The organism is Vibrio sp. 10N.247.311.47, assembly GCF_041467535.1.
Taxonomy (GTDB): Bacteria; Pseudomonadota; Gammaproteobacteria; order Enterobacterales; family Vibrionaceae; genus Vibrio; species Vibrio crassostreae_C.
The window spans coordinates 109,046-128,823 of record NZ_JBFSUR010000007.1; the positions used below are offsets into that span (position 1 = coordinate 109,046).

Annotated in this window: 15 protein-coding genes and 2 pseudogenes; 13 read left to right on the forward strand and 4 right to left on the reverse strand. The window is 45.1% G+C overall.

Annotated features, from left to right (window positions below):
• Positions 1 to 6 precede the first annotated feature (6 nt).
• The 5 genes from hutI (at position 7) to AB6E51_RS07035 (ending at position 6,567) form a co-directional block, all read left to right on the forward strand.
• Positions 7 to 1,257: an imidazolonepropionase gene (gene hutI / locus AB6E51_RS07015; RefSeq protein WP_182796593.1), complete on the forward strand. Its 1,251-nt coding sequence runs from the start codon at positions 7 to 9 to the stop codon at positions 1,255 to 1,257.
• Entirely contained in the window at positions 1,244 to 2,290 is a 1,047-nt protein-coding gene (gene hutG / locus AB6E51_RS07020) for a formimidoylglutamase (protein ID WP_372058027.1), read from the forward strand. Before hutI ends, hutG begins: the two co-directional genes overlap by 14 nt.
• A gap of 84 nt (positions 2,291 to 2,374) precedes the next feature.
• Entirely contained in the window at positions 2,375 to 4,069 is a 1,695-nt protein-coding gene (hutU, locus tag AB6E51_RS07025; RefSeq protein WP_017078666.1) for a urocanate hydratase, read from the forward strand.
• A 14-nt stretch (positions 4,070 to 4,083) separates the two neighbouring features.
• Positions 4,084 to 5,616, forward strand: coding sequence for a histidine ammonia-lyase (gene hutH / locus AB6E51_RS07030; protein WP_017085756.1), 1,533 nt, complete (start codon positions 4,084 to 4,086; stop codon positions 5,614 to 5,616).
• Positions 5,617 to 5,841: 225 nt separating this feature from the next.
• The gene (locus tag AB6E51_RS07035) at positions 5,842 to 6,567 is read left to right on the forward strand and encodes a DUF3581 domain-containing protein (protein ID WP_010438254.1); all 726 of its coding nucleotides are present in this window, start codon (positions 5,842 to 5,844) and stop codon (positions 6,565 to 6,567) included.
• 141 nt (positions 6,568 to 6,708) lie between these two features.
• On the opposite strand, the gene AB6E51_RS07040 is transcribed toward AB6E51_RS07035, so the two are convergent.
• Positions 6,709 to 7,170 carry an isoprenylcysteine carboxylmethyltransferase family protein gene (locus AB6E51_RS07040; RefSeq protein WP_102495568.1) on the reverse strand — a complete coding sequence of 154 codons (462 nt, stop codon included), beginning with the start codon at positions 7,168 to 7,170 and terminating at the stop codon, positions 6,709 to 6,711.
• Between the two features lie 66 nt (positions 7,171 to 7,236).
• Positions 7,237 to 10,272: an FAD-binding and (Fe-S)-binding domain-containing protein gene (locus tag AB6E51_RS07045; protein ID WP_372058026.1), complete on the reverse strand. Its 3,036-nt coding sequence runs from the start codon at positions 10,270 to 10,272 to the stop codon at positions 7,237 to 7,239.
• A 222-nt stretch (positions 10,273 to 10,494) separates the two neighbouring features.
• Here AB6E51_RS07045 and AB6E51_RS07050 point away from each other — a divergent pair, with 222 nt between their 5' ends.
• The 8 genes and pseudogenes from AB6E51_RS07050 to AB6E51_RS07085 all read left to right on the forward strand — a co-directional run bounded on the left by AB6E51_RS07050 (position 10,495) and on the right by AB6E51_RS07085 (position 16,624).
• Entirely contained in the window at positions 10,495 to 11,178 is a 684-nt protein-coding gene (locus AB6E51_RS07050) for a DUF3334 family protein (RefSeq protein WP_017059770.1), read from the forward strand.
• 209 nt (positions 11,179 to 11,387) lie between these two features.
• Entirely contained in the window at positions 11,388 to 12,077 is a 690-nt protein-coding gene (locus tag AB6E51_RS07055) for a DUF2786 domain-containing protein (protein WP_017059769.1), read from the forward strand.
• A 99-nt stretch (positions 12,078 to 12,176) separates the two neighbouring features.
• Positions 12,177 to 12,845: an OmpA family protein gene (locus tag AB6E51_RS07060; RefSeq protein ID WP_372050980.1), complete on the forward strand. Its 669-nt coding sequence runs from the start codon at positions 12,177 to 12,179 to the stop codon at positions 12,843 to 12,845.
• A 157-nt stretch (positions 12,846 to 13,002) separates the two neighbouring features.
• A pseudogene (locus AB6E51_RS07065) lies at positions 13,003 to 13,570 on the forward strand (tetratricopeptide repeat protein); the annotation flags it as partial.
• Positions 13,571 to 13,650: 80 nt separating this feature from the next.
• Positions 13,651 to 14,088, forward strand: a pseudogene (locus tag AB6E51_RS07070) (hypothetical protein); the annotation flags it as partial.
• A gap of 165 nt (positions 14,089 to 14,253) precedes the next feature.
• A complete protein-coding gene (locus AB6E51_RS07075) occupies positions 14,254 to 14,442 on the forward strand; it encodes a hypothetical protein (protein WP_017059767.1) in 189 nt (62 codons plus the stop codon).
• 343 nt (positions 14,443 to 14,785) lie between these two features.
• Positions 14,786 to 15,193 carry a SulA-like leucine-rich domain-containing protein gene (locus AB6E51_RS07080; protein ID WP_050652187.1) on the forward strand — a complete coding sequence of 136 codons (408 nt, stop codon included), beginning with the start codon at positions 14,786 to 14,788 and terminating at the stop codon, positions 15,191 to 15,193.
• A gap of 327 nt (positions 15,194 to 15,520) precedes the next feature.
• Entirely contained in the window at positions 15,521 to 16,624 is a 1,104-nt protein-coding gene (locus AB6E51_RS07085; protein WP_017055177.1) for a phosphoribosylaminoimidazolesuccinocarboxamide synthase, read from the forward strand.
• 166 nt (positions 16,625 to 16,790) lie between these two features.
• On the opposite strand, the gene AB6E51_RS07090 is transcribed toward AB6E51_RS07085, so the two are convergent.
• Together AB6E51_RS07090 and AB6E51_RS07095 are read right to left on the reverse strand one after the other, a co-directional pair.
• On the reverse strand, positions 16,791 to 17,168 hold the full coding sequence (locus AB6E51_RS07090) for a hypothetical protein (protein ID WP_017059766.1): 378 nt from the start codon (positions 17,166 to 17,168) through the stop codon (positions 16,791 to 16,793).
• A gap of 203 nt (positions 17,169 to 17,371) precedes the next feature.
• Complete coding sequence (locus tag AB6E51_RS07095) at positions 17,372 to 19,750, reverse strand: helicase-related protein (protein WP_372058025.1); 2,379 nt, start codon at positions 19,748 to 19,750, stop codon at positions 17,372 to 17,374.
• Positions 19,751 to 19,778: the final 28 nt, after the last annotated feature.

The following is a 19,778-nucleotide window of genomic DNA, read 5'->3' on the forward strand; positions in this document are numbered from 1 at the left end:
GTGATTATGAATTTGATCCTCAAAAACGCACGAGTGGTCTCCATGAGTTCGGGAGTCGACGGTTATCAGCCCTCCTCTCCTCAAGATATCGTTATCGAAAGCGGTAAAATCGTGTCCATCTCTTGTTCAAACCAAGACGTACTTGCTTCTGAGTTAGAACAAGTAAGTATTGATGGTTCTTTGGATTACATCACCTATGATTGCAAAAACAAGTTAGTCACCCCTGGGCTGATTGATTGCCACACTCACCTCGTATTTGCGGGTAATCGTGCCAATGAATTTGAGCAGCGTTTGAATGGTGTGTCTTACACCGACATCGCCAAGCAAGGCGGTGGTATTTTAGCGACAGTAACCGCAACGCGCGCAGCACAAGAATCTGAACTGGTTGAAATGGCACTACCTAGGCTCGATGGCCTACTAAGAAGTGGCGTAACCAGCATCGAAGTAAAATCCGGCTATGGTTTAACTCTTGAAGATGAGCTCAAGATGTTACGTGCAGCCAAAGCGTTAGAGAATCATCGCCGAATTAAGATCACCACCACTCTCCTTGCAGCCCATGCTGTGCCACCCGAATATAAAGAACAACCGGACAGCTATATCGATCTGGTTTGCCAAGAGATCATTCCTAAAGCTGCAGAGCAAGGCCTAGCCGATGCGGTTGACGTGTTCTGTGAATCTATCGGCTTCAACCTTGAACAAACCGAACGTGTCTTTGCAGCAGCCAAAGCGCATGGGCTAGCGATTAAAGGCCACACTGAACAACTTTCGAATATGGGTGGCAGCGCGCTTGCAGCTAAATACGGCGCACTCTCTGTTGACCATGTCGAATACCTTGATGAAATAGGAGTCAAAGCACTGGCGGAATCAGGCACCGTTGCCACCTTGCTACCCGGTGCTTTCTACTTCCTGAAAGAGACTCAACAGCCGCCAGTCGCCCTACTTCGTGAACACAACATTCCAATGGCGATAGCGACCGACTTAAACCCCGGCACTTCTCCTTTTGCTGACTTAACACTAATGATGAACATGAGCTGCACCCTGTTTGGTACGACGCCTGAAGAAGCGCTACGCGGTGTAACTTGTCATGCTGCGGCTGCCATTGGCGAATCACAAACCAAAGGCAGAATTGAAATTGGTTATGCCGCTGATTTGGCTATCTGGAATATCGTTCACCCTGCCGACTTAAGCTATCAAGTTGGTGTTCCTCATCTGCATAAACGCATTGTTAATGGCGAGGTATGTCATGACTCAATCTAAATCCAACAGCATTCAAAAGAACGCAGAAACCGTACATAACTTTGTATGGACTGGGCGTAATGATCTTGAAGATGGCGCACTCGGTACTCGCGTACATCACATTACCAAGCAAATGCAAAGTAGTAATTTAAGTGATGAGCTTAATGACCGCGCCATCGCCTTGGTAGGCTTTGCCAGCGATGCTGGAGTTGCAAGAAACAAAGGACGCGTAGGCGCGAAACAAGCACCTAACCTGATTCGTCAAGCGTTGGCTAATATGGCTTGGCACAGTGACGCGCACATCGCGGACCTTGGTGATATCGAATGCAATGATGGTCAACTCGAAGTCAGCCAAAAACAGTGTGCTTCTGTGATTGCCAATGCTTTAGCAATCAACAAAGTGATTACCCTCGGCGGTGGTCACGAAGTGGCTTGGGCATCTTTCCAAGGCCTCGCTGATCATTTACATCAAATGGAACACCTTGATAAAGATCAGCCCGTACACAAACCTAGGATTGGCATCGTCAACTTTGATGCTCACTTTGATCTTCGTGAATTTGAAAGCGACATCGCCGATGTTAAACCGAGCTCAGGCACGCCTTTCAACCAGATAAGTGATTACTGCCACACACATCAATGGCCGTTTCATTACGCTTGCCTTGGTGTGAGTGCGGCTAGTAATACCAAAGCGCTGTTTAATAAAGCTGACCAACTGGGCGTTTGGTATGAACACGACCGCAACATGACCCAAGTGAACCAAGTCGCTCAACTGGTTAAGTTACAAAAATTCATCGCTGAGTGTGATTACCTCTATCTCACTATCGATCTAGACGTATTTCCAGCAGCGACAGCGCCGGGCGTCAGTGCACCAGCGGCAAGAGGCGTGAGCTATGAAGCACTCGCTCCTTTTCTAGAACAGATTTTCAAACACAGTGAAAAACTCATTATCGCGGACATTGCGGAATACAACCCAGACTACGACATCGATGGCCAAACGGCTCGATTGGCGGCACGTTTGTGTTGGGATATAGCCAGTGCAATGGCCAGCGACTAATCCAGCTATACCGATAACTACAACTACAACTACAACTACAACTACAACTACAACGATATAACGTGAAACAGAAGGAATTCCAAAATGACGGAACACCACAACAGTGACCCTCGTCTCGACACGACTCGCGAAATTCGCGCACCTCATGGCACCACTTTGCGCGCTAAATCTTGGTTAACAGAAGCACCACTGCGTATGCTGATGAACAACCTAGACCCTGATGTGGCAGAACATCCACATGCACTGGTTGTGTATGGCGGTATTGGTCGCGCTGCGCGTGATTGGAAATGTTATGACAAGATTGTTGAAGTATTAGAGCGTTTAGAAGACGACCAAACGTTGCTTGTTCAATCAGGTAAACCTGTGGGCGTGTTCCCGACACATAAAAACGCACCTCGCGTACTGATCGCTAACTCGAACCTTGTTCCACACTGGGCGAACTGGGAACACTTCAACGAGCTCGATAAAGAAGGCTTGATGATGTACGGCCAGATGACCGCAGGTAGCTGGATTTACATTGGCTCACAAGGCATCGTTCAAGGCACTTATGAAACGTTTGTCGCTATCGCGAAGAAGCACTTTCAAGGAGAAGCAAACGGCAAGTGGGTTCTAACGGGTGGTCTTGGCGGTATGGGCGGTGCTCAACCTCTCGCAGCTACAATGGCTGGCTTTTCAATGATCGCGGTTGAATGTGATGAATCACGAATCGACTACCGCTTGCGTACTGGCTATGTAGACAAAAAAGCCACCAGCATCGATGAAGCGATGGCAATGATTAAAGAATCAGACACGCCAATCTCTGTTGGCTTGCTTGGTAACGCAGCAGACGTATTCCCAGAGCTTGTTGAACGCAATATCACGCCTGACGTAGTGACTGACCAAACCTCTGCCCACGATCCGCTGAACGGCTACTTGCCTCAAGGTTGGACGATGGAGAAAGCAGCACAAGAACGAACCATTGATGAAGCTAAAGTAGTGAAAGCCGCTAAGCAGTCCATGGCCATTCAAGTACAAGCTATGCTAGATCTTCAGTACCGTGGCGCTGCGACCGTCGATTACGGCAACAACATTCGCCAAATGGCACTGGAAGAAGGTGTGGAAAACGCGTTTGATTTTCCAGGCTTCGTTCCAGCCTATATACGACCTTTATTTTGCGAGGGCGTCGGACCTTTCCGTTGGGCTGCCCTTTCTGGCGATCCTGAAGACATCTACAAAACAGATCAAAAAGTAAAAGAACTGATTCCAGATAACCCGCATCTACACAACTGGCTAGATATGGCGCGTGAACGCATTCAGTTCCAAGGCTTACCGGCTCGTATTTGTTGGGTTGGCTTGAAAGATCGCGAACGTTTAGGCCAAGCATTCAATGAAATGGTTAAAAATGGCGAACTGAAAGCGCCGGTTGTTATCGGTCGTGACCACCTAGATTCAGGTTCAGTGGCAAGCCCGAACCGCGAAACAGAAGGCATGATGGACGGGTCAGATGCCGTATCAGATTGGCCTCTATTGAACGCTCTGCTAAATACTGCAGGCGGCGCGACATGGGTTTCTCTGCACCATGGTGGTGGCGTTGGTATGGGCTTCTCGCAACACTCAGGAATGGTGATTTGTTGTGACGGCAGTGAAGATGCATCACAGCGTATTGCTCGTGTACTTCACAACGACCCAGCAACAGGCGTTATGCGTCATGCTGATGCGGGTTACGATATTGCCAAGCAGTGTGCTAAAGAACAGAAGCTTGATTTGCCTATGCTAAACGAAGAACTTCGTCGCCTTTAATGTCTGGAGAAAACATGTTGAATTTATTACTTAAACCAGGACTTCTTGGCCTACCTGAACTGCGTAAGATTAGCCGTAGCCCTGTAAACTTATCACTTGACCCTGCAGCAATTCCTGATATTGAAGCGAGCATGCACGTTGTAGAACAAGTGATTGCTGAAGATCGCACTGTGTATGGCATCAATACGGGTTTTGGCTTATTGGCAAATACCAAAATTGCGCCTGAAGATTTAGAAGTATTACAGAAAAGTATCGTGCTTTCTCACGCGGCCGGCATTGGTAAATTCATGTCTGATGAAACCGTGCGCTTGATGATGGTGTTAAAGATTAACAGCTTGTCTCGTGGTTACTCGGGTATCCGACTCAAGGTCATCAATGCTCTTATCGATCTAGTGAACGCACAGGTTTACCCGTGTGTACCACAAAAAGGATCTGTGGGTGCTTCTGGAGACCTCGCTCCCCTCGCCCACATGAGTACGGTACTGCTTGGTGAAGGCCAAGCACGTCACAACGGCAAGATCATCACGGGCTTAGAAGCAATGCAGATCGCAGGCTTAGAGCCAATCACACTTGCTCCGAAAGAAGGCTTAGCTCTGTTAAACGGCACACAAGCATCAACTGCCTTTGCATTAGAAGGTCTGTTTGCAGCTGAAGACTTGTTTGCGTCTGCAACCGTGTGTGGTGCGATGTCTGTAGAAGCAGCGCTAGGTAGTCGTCGTCCGTTTGACCCTCGTATACACCGCGTTCGTGGTCATCGTGGCCAGATGGATGCAGCACTTGCTTACCGTCATATGCTTGATCAAAAGAGTGAGATTGGTGAATCACACACTTGTTGTGAAAAGGTTCAAGACCCTTACTCACTGCGTTGTCAGCCTCAAGTGATGGGGGCATGTTTACAGCAGATTCGTAATTCAGCAGAAACCTTAAACATTGAAGCAAATGCCGTATCCGACAACCCACTTGTTTTCGCTGACGATGGCGACATCATTTCAGGTGGTAACTTCCACGCAGAACCTGTCGCAATGGCAGCCGATAACCTTGCACTAGCGATAGCTGAAATCGGTAGCTTGTCAGAGCGAAGAATGGCGTTATTGATTGATAGCGCGCTAAGCAAACTACCGCCTTTCTTAGTCGATAACGGCGGCGTGAACTCAGGCTTTATGATTGCTCAAGTAACGTCTGCAGCACTCGCTAGTGAGAACAAAACATTGGCTCATCCAGCGTCAATAGACAGCCTACCTACTTCTGCAAACCAAGAAGACCACGTATCAATGGCTACCTTTGCCGCTCGTAGGCTTAGATACATGGCTGAAAACACCCGTGGGATATTGGCAGTAGAATATTTAGCAGCAGCACAAGGGCTAGACTTCCGTGCTCCGAATCTATCGTCTCCTCGTGTGGAAGAAGCGAAACAGATTCTGCGTGAAAAAGTCAGCTTCTACGACAAAGATAGATACTTTGCTCCAGATATTGAGCAAGCTAACCTGTTACTCAAATTATCCGTTCATAACCACCTAATGCCAGAAGGTACTTTATGTAGCTTTTAAAGCAAAAACATACTGAACAACACCATTAGAGTGTCATATAAACAAGGGCTATCGATTAGCCCTTGTTGCATTGAGCCAAAGGCCATATCTCCCTTGAAATCGTCACATACCATCCAACGTATTTATCTAATTGACTGATATATAAGCAAAGTTAACTGGATAGACCATTAGAACGAAGTTAGTTAGCTATAATCCACCCCAGATTTGATGACTAATAGCGATACTATGTTTCTGACACCTTACTTTTCAACTGAAGACAATCAATTTCAATTCACTCGTGAACAAGCTAGTCACTTTGCTAAAAAAGTAGCCGCTGACTTCAACCCAATTCACGATGAAGACAACAAGCGCTTCTGCGTGCCTGGCGATCTTTTGTTTGCAGTACTTCTGCAAAAAGAAGGCATCAGCCAAAAAATGCGTTTTGATTTTTCAGGTATGGTGGGTAACGGTATTGCGCTTAGCGTTGACAACAAGTGTGAGAAAGAAAGCTCACTGGTTGACGAGAAAGGCAAAGAGTACCTACACATGTCTTGTGAAGGTGAAAAGAGCCACGACCAAGCATTCATCGAGCACGTAGTAACAAACTACGTTAAGTTCTCTGGCATGAACTTCCCACACATCATGGTTCCTCTTATGGAAGAACAACAAATGATGATCAACTGCCAGCGTCCTCTAGTGATTTACGAGAGCATGGAAGTTGAATTTACTCGCCTAGACCTGTCTCACCCAGAAGTTGAATTCTCTGGCGCGACTTTTGATGTTGAAGGCAAGCGTGGCATAGTGACACTAAACTTTGACTTTAAAGAAGACGGAGAAGTTGTCGGTAAAGGCGTGAAGCGCATGGTAGCAAGTGGCCTTAAGCCATACGACCAAGCTTCTGTCGACGACCTAGTTAACCGCTTCAATGAGCGTAAAGAGATGTTTCTAGCTCAGTTCGCAGCTGCCGCTTAATCAGCATCCTTATTTACACATCTCGATGTAAATAAGCTCTAGAATAAGATCAAAAAAGCCCAGCTTGATAATCTCAAGCTGGGCTTTTTTAGTACGATCCCTGACTACACGAAGACACTCAAGCCTGCACTCAAGTCAAAACTAAATCCAGCGCCTAACCTTTTGTTTGTAATCAACATATTCCGCACCGAACAATTGCTCTAGAGCGCGTTCTTCTGGCTTAATTTGGAACTGGTTCATGTAGATTACGAATACAAAACTGAGCAAAACACTGAATAGGTTTTGGAAGAAGTAGCCAAAGCAAAACAGTAGGATGAATAGCCCTAGATACATTGGATTTCGCGTGTAGCCAAAGATTCCACTGTCCACGACTGCAGACGCGGTTTCGACTTTGATCGGGTTAACGGTGGTTTTCTGTTTTCGGAATTCCCATATGCCTGATATTCCAATCACACCACTCAATATGATCCCGATGCCTAGCACAACCATTCCATAAGGTAATGCCAGTGCCCCTTGGCTCAACTGCTGAGCGCAGAAGTATGATGCTGCGAATACAATAATAAACAGTGCAACGGGTGGTACTTTTAATTCTAGAAATTTCATACTTTTCCTTATTAACATTCCTTTGTTAGTTTAGAAAAAAGCCCAGCAATTGCTGGGCTAAATGTATTAAAGAATTTTTGCTAGCGCCTGTAATGGGTGAGCAAGCTTCTCACCTTCAAAGCGCTTCACTTGGCTACGGCAAGAATAACCCGTCACCAAACAACGATCTTTTGGTAAGTCCTGCATTTGAGGTTTCCAGCTTAAACCGTATATGTCTTTCGACATTTGCAGTTTATCCACTTCATGGCCGAAAGTACCCGCCATACCACAACAGCCGACAGGAACGCTGGTTAACGCAGCACCAAAGTGTTTAAAGATAGCGCCCCACTCTTTTTCCGCATTTGGCATCTTGGTCTTCTCTGTACAGTGAGCGAACAAGTACCACATCTCTTCATTTGCTGAGCGCGCTTCGAACTCACCTAGCGATTGCATTAACCATTCATGCACGGTAAGCACATCAAAGTCGCCACGCTTGTCACCTAAGATCTCGACGTATTCATCGCGATAACAAAGTACCAGAGCAGGATCAACACCGACCAAAGGAATACCGATATCCGCCACCATCGACAAGAAATCCGATGTAGATTTCGCCTCACGAGCAAAACGATTTAAGAAGCCCTTAATGTGCAGCGCTTTTCCATTGGGTTTGAACGGCAGCAGTACCGGTGTTTTACCAAGTTTCTGAGCCAAGGTAACGAAGTCTTCAACAACTTCTGCATCATAAAAGCTAGTAAACGGGTCTTGAACGATAAGTACATGCTGTTTCTTCTGCTCAGAAGACAAGCCTTCTAAGTACTGTAAGTCGAAGAGTTGCAATTCTTTACTCGCCAGACGATTTTTTAGCGTAGGCACCGACATCAATGGTGCATCAACATAACCGACTGTTTTAGCCGTTGCGGTTTGTATCCACTTTTGACCCAATGCTGCGTTAACAACCTTTGGTGCTTTCGCCATTAACGGCAGCATGGTTTCAATGTTGGCAACTAAATAGTCTTTTGCTGGGCGCTGATAACGCGAGTAATAGATGTTCAAGAATCGAGAACGGAAACTCGGCACATCGACTTTGATCGGACATTGACTCGCACACGCTTTACACGCCAAACAACCGTTCATCGCCTCATGAACTTCATGCGAGAAATCGTACTCATGGCGTTTGTTCATCGTATTGCGAACACGCTCAATCATAGTCTTAACGGGTGTGTTGTCTTTCAACGCTTCTTGCTCAAGGTCGAGAATATCAACGCCTTGTTCAGTCAGTTGACGCAACCACTCTCTTACCAAGCCTGCGCGGCCTTTGGGTGAGTGACGTCGGTCAGCCGTAACTTTCATTGAAGGACACATTGGCGAGCTAGTATCGTAGTTGAAACACAAGCCGTTACCGTTACATTCCATTGCTTGCTTGAAGCTGTCACGAACTTGTACGTCGATCTGACGGTCGTAGAAACCACGCTTGGTATCGGTGACTTTCACCAATTCAGCGTCACTTTCTAAAGGCGTACAGATCTTGCCTGGGTTCATCTTGTTGTGCGGGTCGAATGCTGCTTTAATACGTCTTAATTCGGTAAACAGCTCTTCACCAAAGAAGTCTGGGCCATACTCAGAACGGAAACCTTTACCGTGCTCGCCCCACATTAAACCGCCGTATTTCGCCACCAGCTTAACCACTTCATCAGAGACTTCATGCATCAATGCTTCTTGCATCGGGTCACACAGATCCAATGCTGGACGAACGTGTAATACGCCCGCGTCAACGTGACCAAACATGCCGTAATTCAACTCTTTTGAATCGAGTAACACTCTAAATTCAGAGATGAAATCCGCGAGGTTTTCTGGTGGTACACAAGTATCTTCAGCAAAAGCGACTGGCTTAGCTCGGCCTTTCGCCGCACCTAACAGACCCACTGCTTTCTTACGCATGTTGTAGATTCGGCCAATGCTCGCCAAATCGCTACAAACTTGAAAACCAATCACGCCGGCTTCTTCGCTTTCAACCATGGTTTCAAGGCGTGCAGTCAGCGCTTGAACTTGCTGTTCAACTTCCGCTTCATCTTGGCCTGCAAACTCAACCATGTTGATGCCAAGCATCTCTTTGTTCGGAACATCAGTCAGCAAATCGCTCACGGTGTGCCAAACGATGTCTTGCTTCGCTAGGTTCAATACTCTTGAATCTACCGTTTCAACAGACAGTGCTTTCGCTTCCACCATGAACGGCGCATTACGCAGCGCAGAATCAAACGTGTTGTATTTCACGTTAACCAGTGTGCGCGCTTTTGGAATCTTGGTTAGGTTTAACTTTGCTTCCGTGATGAATGCTAAAGAACCTTCAGCGCCACATAGAACGCGAGTTAGGTCAAAGCTGTCATCTTGTTCGTTGATTGCATTCTTTAGGTCATAGCCTGTTAAGAAGCGATTCAGCGGAGGGAATTTATCTAAGATTTGAGCGCGTTTGTCTCGACAAACCGCCTCTGTCACCGTAAGTGCATGGTGAGCGAATTCACCCTCTACAGGTAAGCCGTGTGATAAATCAGATTCTAGACATGAACCATCTGCGAACACCGCTTGCAGCGACAATACATGGTCAGACGTTTTGCCGTACTTCAATGACCCTTGGCCCGAAGCATCGGTATTGATCATGCCACCCAAGGTTGCTCGGTTACTGGTAGAAAGGTCTGGAGAGAAAAAGTAACCATAAGGGCGAACAGCGTCGTTCAATTGATCTTTAACGACACCAGACTGAACTCTTACCCAGCCCTCTTTCTCGTTAATCTCAAGAACCTTATTCATGTATCGCGACAGGTCAACCACGACACCTTTTGTTAAAGATTGTCCGTTGGTTCCGGTACCGCCGCCACGAGGGGAAAAAGTCACGCGTTCGTAAGCGGATTTAGAAACCACTTTACCGATAAGCACAACGTCTTGCGTTGTTTTAGGAAGGATGACCGCCTGCGGCAATTGCTGATAGACACTATTATCAGTCGCCACAGCCAAACGGCTAGAATATTGAGATTCAATGTCGCCAGTAAAGCCCGCTGTTTTTAGTTCATCTAAAAAGCGTACGACAACTGGATCGACATCAGCATTGAGTTGAAGTCTTGGTAACATTTGCTTCCTGCCCCTACTTCGCTGATCCTATCAGCATTGGGTTATCTGAGATTTTTAATAATTTTCTTTGAATTTCGTCACTTTACTACTATTAAGATCATATAAAAAGGTGATCAAATCAGAATCTCAGTGCAAGAATGGAGAAATAGTCACTTTCGTCTTAATTCAGTAACAATATACTGAATAACATTTTGTTTAAGGCATCTCCACGAGCACATCACAATGAAAAAAAACAAAACAGTCACAACTGAAGATATCCTTCTTAAACTATGCCAATCAGTCTCAAGCGTACTGACTTCAGCGACGGCTTCTCAGGTGTCCTATTCAGCCATGGTTCAAAAGATCAACAAGACAAGCCTAAAGCCAGATTTTGGTTGCTTCGTTCTGTTTGACGGCGGCTTTTCTGGTCTCGTTGTTATTAATTTTACGTCCAAAGCAGCGCTAGAGATCTACACCAATTACATGCGCAATATGGGCATGCCTGAAAACGAGCTTGCTGTGCTTCATACTTCAGACGAAGTGGGTGATGTATTGGGTGAGTTGATGAACCAATTAGTTGGCGATTTCACCAATAAAATCCGCAAAGAGCTGCAAACCAACATCACACAAAACCAACCGAAAATGCTGGCTCTGAACAAGCAAGTTAACCTTTCTGTTGATACCAATCTCGACCGTCCACAAGCTCGTCGTGTGACCTTCTCTACCGCTAATAACAACATCTTCTACCTTGAGCTTGCGATGGATAAGACTGAGTTCATTCAATTAGAAGAATTTGAAATCGCAGAAGACGAATGTCCAGATAGCATTCTTGAGGCGACTCAGAAAAAAATGCAAGAAGCGAACAAGCCAGCTCAAAGCTCTGGCAATGATTCTGCGGCAGATCTACTCGATGAACTGGGTATCTAGTTTACGAATGCTCTAGACATATTGAAAAAACGTGTCACTAACGCCATCAATACGCTTGATGGCGTTTTTGTTTTTACCGCCAACTGGGCTCATGCAGTTCAATGTTCACCGCCTTCCTTGTTCATCAAACCAGTTTTGCCTTTCTGTTACCCGCGAAAACATGTAAAATGTTGGACTTTTAAAAATTTGCGGTACTGATTAAATTGTCGATGGATAAGAAAAAAGCCCTAAAGAAAATTGCCAAGTGTCTTGAGCTTGGAAATTCTGCGAACGTCAATGAAGCTGCCAATGCGATAAAAATGGCGCATAACTTGATGCTGAAATATGGTCTCGAAAAAGACGATATTGAATTTATCAAGATGGGGAAAACTCAGTCCAGTCACCTGTTACCTGCAAATATCAGTTCTACACTGCTGCGTGTTATTCGCGGTATCAACACCAAATTTGGCGTAGAAGCCGTATTGCTGAATCATAAAGGCCTCAAGCGTGTTGAGTTCATTGGTGAAGCCGACCGCGCGATCTTCGCAGCGTTCGCTTTCGATATCATTTATCGTGAACTGAATGAACACACCGGCCAATTCAGAAATAGCTTTGCTGGCTCTGGCACAGGGTCCTTAGAAGTGACACGCCGCGTGAACTCGTTTGTTTCAGGCTGGGTTGAAGGTGCGCTTGAAAAGCTACCAACCATTACTCCCGACGACGAATCAAACAACAAAATCAATAACTACATTGATAAAGAATTCAAAAATATCGACCGTGAAACGTTCAAGCAGCAACTGAGAGAAGCGATGAAAAACCTCACCGCCGATTATGAAGTTGGTTTGAAGAAAGGTCGTAAATTGTCTGTTAATCGACCAGTTGGCGGTACCCAGGCAGCTAAAAAGATAACTAAATCATAGAGCCACTTTACATTGCTTCGACGTATTGATAAAAACCATCAATAAGATTTACAGGACTATGTTTGTCACTCGGATTCATTCGTTTGACAGAAGTACATGATGGAGAAATACGTTAAAAAAATCACACTAGCCCTAGCGCTTACTATCGCTTTAACGGGTTGTCAGGCAACTCAACGCCAAAACGCGACAACTGGCGAATCTGAGGCTAACTCTGCAACTCAAGGCGCTCTAATTGGTGCACTCGCTGGTGCCGTTGCTGGTGCTGCAACTGGTGACTCTAAAGACCGTGGTAAACGTGCACTTATTGGTGCTGCCGGTGGCGCCGCTGTTGGTGGTGGTATTGGTTACTACTTTGACCGACAAGAAGCTGCCCTTCGTGAAGAGCTAATGAATTCAGGCGTTCAAGTTGAACGTGTCGGTGAGAACCAACTTCTACTTCGCCTAGAAAACGGCATCGGTTTTGATTCTGGCTCTTACGCTTTGGAATCAAGCATTCACAATACCCTTCGCGGCGTTGCTCGCATCCTAGTTGAATACCCAGACACTAGCCTAGTGATTGAAGGTCACACTGACAGCGAATCGACGAACCAAATCCTTTCTGAGCGTCGAGCTGAATCTGTTCGTGCATTCTTGATCTCTCAAGACGTTGCTGCAGGTCGTGCTATTGCTCGTGGTAACGGTGAGCGCTACCCTCTATGTGACAATAACACCTCTCAAGGTCGTGCTTGTAACCGTCGCGTAGAAATTCAAATCTTGCCGCTTAAGTAGCACGATTAAAGCCCAGTCCATCTTTATCTATTGAATTAACCTCTATATAGTTGTTTATCAGTTATGTTACTCATTTAACGTGATAATAATAATCAACGACCATAAAGCGTATTCATACTGACATATCGATTCTGGGCTTTTTTACGAGACTTATCTTTTGCTGATCCTATCCAACATTCTGTCATCATCATTTCTTAGAACACTATTTCTAGCCCTCATCTTTTCCACGATTCAACTGTCCACCACACATTTCGTGCACGCAGCAAGCAGTGATGAATTTTCACTAGAATCACAACCTCAAGATCCAGTTTCTCAATACCAATTGGCTCAAGCTTATGAATCGGGTGTCGACGTTCCTGTTAGCACCAGTGATGCATTGTATTGGTACACGCAGTCAGCAGAAAACGGCAACCCAAACGCGCAATTTAGACTGGGTGAATGGTACTTGGCAGGAACAGGTGTTGAACAAAGTAACAAACTTGCTTTGGAATGGTTTATCAAAGCAGCGTTGCAAGGTAACCAGCGCGCGCCTATCGAGGTAGCAAAACTCTACGAATCCTCGCTAGAACAAGACCTCCTTCAACCATTAGATAAAGCGCAGCTATGGTATGAAGCAGCCTTAAAAGATAATCCACAAGCAGAAGACGGCTACAACCGCGTTTTGGAAGCACAATTCAACCAGCAACGTGCAAAACAGATCTCTTCAATAGAACAGCTCGATGACAGCATCGACTCTGAAATAGACACCAGTCAGGGGGTATCTAAGCACGTTCAATCTAACCAAGCATCACGCTCTAACCTCTCCAGTTCTAACCTAACTAGCTCTGACTATATGATTGGTGCTGCGTTGGCCGTGTTGATTTCAATCATCAGCATTATTGCGACGCTCGTTATCTCAAGAAAAAGACAAGCTCTAAAGTCGGGTGATTCGCGACAGCAACAACAATCACTTGAAGCGCAGCTTAGCTCGAAGGACCTTACGATTAAGCAGCAAAAACGCCAGCTGAACACTATGTTCCACGAATTGAAGAAGCAGAAAAACAGCAAAGGTCTGAGTAATTTGCAGGTGGCCTGCGCGCTATTTGGCTACACACCTAGCTCAATCCCCGACCAGAAAAGCATCAAGATCCGATACAAACAGCTATCAAAGATCTACCATCCAGATGGTCACGGATGTGACGAAGAAATGAAACGTTTGAACAATGCGCTAAAAACCATTTTACAAAATGTTACAAAACCGTAAACAAACACACATCTTCATTTTCCTAGATCTCAAAGATATCGATTTTATTGGTGTTGCAATCGATCCCCCTCTCAAAAATGGGTAACAAACTATTAACTAATGGGTCTTACTTGTGTCATAATTTGCGCCGAAAATACACCTGACTTAAACAGGTGAGGAGAGAATATGTTCACAATAGAAGGCGTTTGTGATTGGTGCAAAAAGCCAAGCCTAGTTAAAAAGCACGACTACCTAGATGGTAAGTGTCATCATGCATGTAACGAGTGCAATGATATTGCAACCATTGATGTTCGCCAGTTCAATATTGGTGAAATGGAAATGAGAGCAAAACTCTCCCAAGCGACATTGAGATAAGCAACACCGTGAAATATAAGAAAGCGCCTAAGGCGCTTTTTTTGTGCCTGTGGTTTTAGATCTTCTTTCTTCTTTCTTCTTTGTTCTCTCTTCTATACAGGTATATACAGTACTTTTCTGCAAAAACCAGTGTATACACCTGTATAAAGCTCACATTTATTCAACTTATGATACAAAACAGCAGATTCATTCAAATTTAATTTATCGAATACTTTCAATGATTTAATCATTTACCATCCATAACCTCAGACGAAATCGTCCAATAATCCCGCAAAAAACGCTTGATCTTATAAGCAACTAAAACTACTGTATACACATACAGCATGTATATAAGGACAGCAAAATGATTCAAGCACACGTTAAAGCACAACACTCTAGCCCGCTAGTTCACTGCGCATTTACATCAGTTTCTCGTAAAAGCAAAAATTCAAACGAGGAAGCGTTGTTTGCAAGAATGGCGTTGCTGTCCAATCAACATCAGTGGTTACTGTTTACGGCTCAAACACCAAGACCATCGGCTAAGCAGCTTAAGCAACATAATGTTTGCTGCGAACGCGTTATTCATATGAAAGCCTCTCATCAAATGACTGAGGTAGAGACTGTCGAGAAAGCAATCCGCTCTAAGAATGCGAGCGCGATTGTTGCAAGTGCATCGATTGATCAGTTCAGCCAACAGTACCTAAGAACATTAGGGTTACGCTTTCAATGTGAAGTCTTCTTTATGGATGCAAATTCAGAGCGTATTCACTAAGCCACCTTGCTTAATAACATGTTGGCTTAATAACATTTTGGCTCAAAAACATGGTCCACAAACATAGCTTAATCTTTTAGCTAACAAACTTAATTTAACTTAAGAAACAATTCGCCAAAACACAGTCCAAACATACTGCCTTCCCCTGCCCTACAATTCGCCCATTTTTTAGCGGATTGTTAGGCGGGGGTTTTTATTTAAACAACAGATTTAGCAATCGTTTGCTTTTTCTCTGGAAGCAAATAGTAGATTGGGTATAATGCCCGTCTAATCATGTGCACACCGCACTTCTCTGTATGACGTTTGATAAAAGATAGGAATGTCTAAATGAGCCTTGCTGATCAAGTTCTTGCCGTAAATGATGACCTACCAATCCGTACTGATAAACCTGTCCACAGTGGCAAGGTTCGTTCGGTCTACTGGTTAACTGAAGAAGATAGCCAACGACTAATTAAAGAGAAAGGCTACGATGTAGCACCAGATGCGCCTTTAGCAATCATGGTGATCAGTGACCGTATCTCTGCATTTGATTGTATCTGGCGTGGTGAAGGGAATCTTAAAGGTGTTCCAGGTAAGGGAGCGGCTCTGAATGCTATCTCTAACCACTGGTTCAAATTGTTTAAAGACAACGGACTTGCTGACAGTCATATTCTTGATATCCCTCACCCGTTCGTATGGATTGTACAAAAAGCTCGCCCAGTCATGATCGAAGCGATTTGTCGTCAATACATCACTGGTTCAATGTGGCGTGCATACGCAAACGGCGAACGTGAATTCTGTGGTATCGAGATGCCTGAAGGCCTTGAGAAAGACAAGAAGTTGCCTGAGCTACTGATCACGCCTTCAACAAAAGGGATTCTGAAAGGTATTCCTGGCGTTCCAGAAGCTGACGATGTGAACATCACACGCAACAACATCGAAGATAACTTCGCAGCATTCAACTTTACTCAAGCAAGCGACATCGCGCATTACGAAAAACTTCTTAAAGAAGGCTTCAACGTAATCAGCCAAGCGCTAGCAAAAGTAGACCAAACCTTTGTTGATACCAAATTTGAGTTTGGCTACGTCAACGATGCTCAAGGCAAAGAAAAGCTTATCTACATGGACGAAGTCGGTACTCCAGATTCATCTCGCATTTGGGATACTCAGGAATATAACAACGGCAACATCGTTGAGAATTCAAAAGAAGGCTTCCGTCAGTTCTTGCTTAACTACTTCCCTGATGCCGACATTCTTTTGAATAAAGAGCGTATGCCAGAACGTGAAGCATTGGCTCGTGACAATGAACTTCCACTGGATTCTCTAATGTCTCTGTCTCGCACTTACCTTGATATCGCAGCGAAAATCACAGGTGCGGAGATCGTACTGAGCGAAAATCCTAAGCAAGAGATCATCGATGTACTGCGCGCTGACTATGGTCTAATCGACTAGTCGCTTAATTGCTAATTGCTTAATCGCTTAATCTCAAAATAAAAAGCTCGAAAGCTAATAAGCTCGTAGACTCAAGTTTTAGATACTAAAAGGGCCTCAATATTTGAGGCCCTTTTTACGTGTACGTTTTTACTATTCCTCGAGAGAGATTATAGGCGAGCTGAAGTTACAGCTTAATCGTGAACTCTTCTCCAGAATTACCCGCAATCACTAAATGACTGCGCGATTCAATATACTCGATCTGCTCTTCTTCAAGTGAATATGGCATCACCACTTTGAGCTCATTGATCCCTTCCAGCTTAGCGAGCTTGAGTAAGGTAACAATGTTCGACTCATCACTTTTACGCGTCGACATTGATTTCAATGCCATCTGCCATAAACGATCCTCTGGGGTGCCCAACTCTTTAATGCTATCTCGCCAGACGGTACTGAACACTGGCGCAATTGTGGTGAGTGCTTCCAGAAAAGTCCATTTTTTACTGCATGAGGCGCCAAGAAATGTTGTGTAATCGAACTCTACACGCGTCTCTTCCTGTTTATCCATGATGTCCCCCGACACTTTGGCAACACAATATACTCAATATCTATCAACTCTTTCTTTATAGCAATAGGATATAGAAGAATAGTCTTTTATGACCTTTTGATTGGTTAAAAAGGCATATAAAAATCAAACTTGTAACAAAATAAGCACTGAAAAATCATATATGCATCTATTTGATTAATATTTTAGAGATAAAACTTATCCATCTATTTGATATCAATTATTCGACTCGCTTTTTTGAACTGAATACGCCAACCAGACCATGTCGGTAGCTCCCAACGTTTTGGCGATAACTTTCGGCTACCCGACTGATAATGGACGTAAATCAGCTTTCTTGCGGGCAAGTATTCAACATCGAGTTGCAAGTCGGCAAGGCTCAATGCAAACGGGTATTTTTCCGAAAATTCTGAGTAGAGCCAAGTTGGAATGCCATCGAACGGTATGTCTGCATGATCGAACATTTCCAATTCGCTGACATCAGTAACACCTAGTACTTCAAGCTGCTCTATAAACCATAGCTCAAAGTTAATGTTCTCAATTTCTGGTGTGTATTTAGTTTGTTCATCGAGACCAAGTTTCACATACAACTGCCAGTGTTTGATTTCTTGAGTGCGAGCCTTTGCAAAACCGGGAAGCTGCTCTCCATTTAACACAAGGTCGACGATAGGTTTTAACGATAGTTGCCCTTCAGCGGCGACGAGTTTGGTTGTAATCGTGCGGCCTGCGTACACCAATGCCATCTCGGTAAAAACACCATCATCATTCACAACGGTTTCGCCTTGCTCCCACTCTCCTAGTTCAGCATCAATGAGAAGCTCAAGAGGAATGGGTGTCGTGACCGTCGCTAAGGTCAGTGTTTGCTTAACGCCTCTTCCCGGCAAGCTGTGAGTATCCAACACCAACATCGCTTGTGCATTATCAGGGAAACGGTTCTGACGACCGAGCACCACTTCTAAAACACCATTGGCAAAGGCTTCTTTCCTTTTCAGTCGGCGCACAAACACCAGTTCAGGATGCAGATTCACAATGGTCTTGAGCAATTCAATGCGTTGGAAACGTGACGCGACTTCTAGCTGAGGAAGTTCAAATACCTCCCGCATTTGCTTCGCCAATCCTTGAGCTTCATTCAGAGCCTGTTGGTCGATGTCTAAATGCGGATATTCTCGACCGCGCACAATCTGAATCAACAGGCTTAAATCACACCCTTCCTTCTCTTGTTGCGCGAGCGCTTCAAGATGTTCTGCATTGTTTGGTAACTGATACAAGCGAGCAGGAACGGACAGCGCCGCAGTGAGATCAACCATCGCCTCTTTTAATGCTTTGGTTTTGATTCGAGTAACGATATCGGCATACAAAGCATCAATCGGCAACGGATACAGCTTTTTACCATGCTCGGTAACTTGATGGTCGGCGTTAATCGCTTCCATCGTCAGCAAGGTTTGAGTTGCACTGTTGAGTGATTTCTCTGGAATAGGGTCAAGGAAGGACAAGCTCTCAAGCGGAGATCCACAACATGCTGCGGCCAACATAGGTTCGGTCAGCTCTTCACGCTGCAATTCAGGCGGTGTGACTAACTCTAACGCCGCATGCTCTCCATATAGACGCACACAAACGCCGTCCATTACCCTACCCGCGCGGCCAGCTCGTTGTTTGGCACTCGCTCGTGATATGGATTTAAGCATCAGTGTGGTTCTGCCATTACGCTGAACGGTGCGTCTCTCTAATCCTGAATCTATCACCACGCCAATGTCAGGAATGGTTAATGAGGTTTCTGCAACGTTGGTCGCAAGGATGACCTTTCTCAAACCATTACCTTCAGTATGGATATTCCGACCCGATAACGCTGAATCTCGCTCTTTATCACTGACCGACGCATGCAATTTAACAACTTGGATATCTGGATTTTTCGCTAAGGCTTGTTCGCATTGCACGATCTCTTTTTTACCCGGTAGAAAAACCAACATATCGCCAGAAGAAGCGATCAACTGATGATTAACTTCTTCCACGATGCGCTGCCCTAGATGTCGACTATCAGGCAGTGTTCTGGATTCATTCGCTCTGTGTTCAATCTCAACTTGATAAGTTCGCCCCTCGCAGCTAATTCGATTCGCATCCAAGTAATCAGCAAGACGCTCCCCTTCAATGGTTGCTGAAGTGATCACCAAGCGATGGCTCTCTTTTTGTTTCAGAATCGCCACCAGCAGATCAATGTCCCAGCGCCTCTCGTGAAACTCATCCACCACAATCACATCAAAACTGGCTAATCCGTCTTCTGATAACCAACGCAGCGCGATACCGGGCGTCACAAAAACAACGTTAGTTTGCTCGTTATACTCTGACTCAAGCTTAATCGCATAGCCAACCTTGCTACCAAGCTTCTCACCCGATTGCTGTGCGAGGTATTTAGCCAATGACGTACACGCGATACGTCTTGGTTCCACCACCAGCACTCGTCCATGCTGAGAAGCCCAAAGTGGCAGGCGCGTTGATTTACCTGATCCGGTTTCCGCCTCTACGACAAGGTGAGAATTAGCGATTTGTTCGTGGAATACGTTTTGATAAGCATCGATGGGAAGTAATGACATAAAATGGCGAGTAGCGAAAAAGTGTGAG